General features: G+C 40.3%; 4 protein-coding genes. 1 reads left to right on the top strand and 3 read right to left on the bottom strand.

Annotated elements, in window-relative coordinates; genetic code table 11:
- The 3 genes from PVV69_RS09615 to PVV69_RS09605 all read right to left on the bottom strand — a co-directional run.
- Positions 1-397, bottom strand: a 397-nt coding sequence (locus tag PVV69_RS09615; protein ID WP_273757325.1) for a lysozyme, incomplete at its 3' end; no start/stop codon positions are given.
- 73 nt (positions 398-470) lie between these two features.
- On the bottom strand, positions 471-800 hold the full coding sequence (locus tag PVV69_RS09610; RefSeq protein WP_273757324.1) for a hypothetical protein: 330 nt from the start codon (positions 798-800) through the stop codon (positions 471-473).
- Positions 801-811: 11 nt separating this feature from the next.
- On the bottom strand, positions 812-1,066 hold the full coding sequence (locus PVV69_RS09605; RefSeq protein ID WP_273757323.1) for a hypothetical protein: 255 nt from the start codon (positions 1,064-1,066) through the stop codon (positions 812-814).
- Between the two features lie 256 nt (positions 1,067-1,322).
- Here PVV69_RS09605 and PVV69_RS09600 point away from each other — a divergent pair, with 256 nt between their 5' ends.
- Positions 1,323-2,489: a site-specific integrase gene (locus PVV69_RS09600; protein WP_273757322.1), complete on the top strand. Its 1,167-nt coding sequence runs from the start codon at positions 1,323-1,325 to the stop codon at positions 2,487-2,489.
- Positions 2,490-2,696: the final 207 nt, after the last annotated feature.

Below are 2,696 nucleotides of genomic sequence, written 5' to 3'. Positions count from 1 at the left end.
CTTTAAGACGCTTGCCTCCTACCTTATTCCATTTCTGTAATTCTACCGGAACCGATTCGTAATCCCCTTGATTAAGCTTTTTCAACAATGTCGATTGGCAAAACGCTTTGGTTCCTACGTTATAACAAAACGACACCAAAGCTGCGAATTGGTTATCCGTTAACGAAACCGTTACCGATTGTTCTACCGCCCTCTCAAATTGCTTTAAGTCTTCACAAAGGATTTCTTCTGCTTGCTCTTTTGTGACACGCATCCCCTTGTGTACCAAAGGTTTTCCTGCACGACTGGTATGACCATACCCAATTGTCCAGACGCACGCCGTATCTTTATACGCTTCTAATCGCAAGCCTTCCCATTGTTTAATCAGCTCTAATCCTTCTTTTGAGATCTTTCTCATCTGTTCCTCCATAAAAAAAGCCCCACATAAGCGGGGCTCGATAAAGTGGTTTTTCGATTATTCTATAAGCTCTTCACTCTTTATTCTCTCTGATCAATTGCTCCACTTCTTCAACGCTAAAGCCAAGTCTATAGAGAGGCGCATATTCACTTTCCTGTAATTCATATTGGTAACGCTTTTCTACAAAATCTCCCTCTAAATCAAGCAGGACGTCTTGGCTTACATAAACTCTATGGCTCTCATCCTCTACTCCACCCTCTCCATCGTCTAGTTCTTTTACCAAAACCCAATAAAAACGTGTCTCTAAAAGACTCTTGAGCCTTCTTACCGTTTCTGCCTTATCAAAGGACAGCATGTTCAAATAATCTTGCTTGCTATTTAAATGTTCTGGATAATCGATCATCTCAATATCCTCTATACATAGCGACGTGGACGGCTACAGCCGCGTGCTCCTAATTTATCAGACTTCAAAGTCCGCGTATTTTGACCACTACGATAAAAGGGACCTGATAACGAGCCCTGCTGCCAATGACCACCACCTACCAAAGCATTCAGCGTTGTTTTTAAAGTTGCGCCAACTCGAGAAGTGGGTAATGGAACAGAAAACGTCCCTAATAAAAATTGCGAAACATAACCACAACCATCCTCACATCCTATATGTGATATCATTCGACGATTTGCCGTATCCCTATGCCCTCCTGAATGTTTGGGCGTAGGAGCTTGACTATTGACTATACTCGTCTTCTCATGACAACACATTGATTTATAATGATAATTTAGCGTTATTCATATTGAATGAGACTCTCGAATAACCTAAGATTCTCTTATTTCAAACCTGCTTATCTTAAATCAATGAAAATCACTTGTTTGCATGTCACAAGCGGGGCTGGCGTGTGGGTAAAAATTATATAAGAAAGGATTAAAAATGGCTCTTATGAACCGTCTTAATGCAAGATCTGTCGCAACATTGGGGGCTGGCAAATATAATGATGGTGCCGGCTTGCTTCTTCATAAGCGTAAAGATGGGGGTGCTCAATGGCTTTATCGCTATACCATTCACGGGCGCCGTCGTGAAATGGGCTTGGGTGCCTTAAGACATGTCTCTTTAAAACAAGCCCGTGAATTGGCAAACCAATGGCGTTCTGTTTTACGTGAAGGGCGTGACCCCATTAAAGAACGCAACAAACAAAAGCGTGAAGCAATAAGCAATCTTCATTATTTAAAAGATATTGCTTTAGAGACTTTTGAAAGTCGTAAAACTGAATTAAAAGGGGATGGTAAAAATGGACATTGGTTTTCGCCTTTACGCCTTTATATTCTACCAAAATTAGGCTGTTTACCGGTTTCTGAGATTACGCAAATAGAGATACGCAATACCCTTGCTCCCATTTGGCATACAAAAGCTGCAACAGCTAATAGAGCTCTTATTCGTCTCAATATGTGTCTCAAACATGCGGCTGCATTAGGTTTGGATGTTGATTTACAGGCAACAGAAAAAGCACGCGCTCTCTTAGGAAAACAACTCCATAAAACACAAAATTTTCCAGCCATGGATTGGAAAGATGTTCCTGCTTTTTATAAAACGCTTTGTCAAAAAACAACCATGACAAATTTAGCTTTACGTTTGCTTATTTTGACAGGTGTTCGTGCTTTTCCTTTATGTCATATTCGTGAAGATCAAATTGATGGGGATATATGGACTATTCCTGCTGAAAATATGAAAGGAAGGCGTGATGCTACAACAGAATTTCGTGTGCCTCTATCATCTGAAGCATTAGACATTCTAAAACAAGCGCGCTCGCTTTCTCGCAATGATTTCCTTTTATCTGGAACCGGTCGTGGTCCCCTTGCTGAGAATTGCATGTCTATTTACATGAAAAAAAATAAACTTGCTGCCTGCCCCCATGGATTTCGTTCTAGTTTACGCAATTGGCTTGCTGAAACAACAGACGCCCCTTATGAGGTTGCTGAAACCATTCTAAGTCATACAGTAGGAGGACAAGTAGAGCGTGCCTATCGTCGGACTGACTATCTAGAACAGCGTCGTGTCTATATGGATAAATGGGCGGCTTATGTCACTGGGCAATCTTAAGATATGGGGTGCATAACCCCATGATCTGTGGATAACTTTCTCTCTCTCTTCTCTCATTCTTTCTCAATGAGACTCATAAATTATCACATCAGAAAATGTATTATAAAACACTGTTTTCTATAGACTAAATACCTTTCCAGTGATTCAAAAATATGGTTAATAAATACTTATGATTTGTTCCCATTTTTTATTATGAAAGGAAATTAT

The sequence above is a fragment of the Bartonella sp. MM73XJBT genome (assembly GCF_028618465.1).
GTDB lineage: Bacteria > Pseudomonadota > Alphaproteobacteria > Rhizobiales > Rhizobiaceae > Bartonella.
The sequence above is the reverse complement of the archived record's forward strand: the minus strand, read 5'-3'. Positions and strand labels throughout refer to the sequence as shown.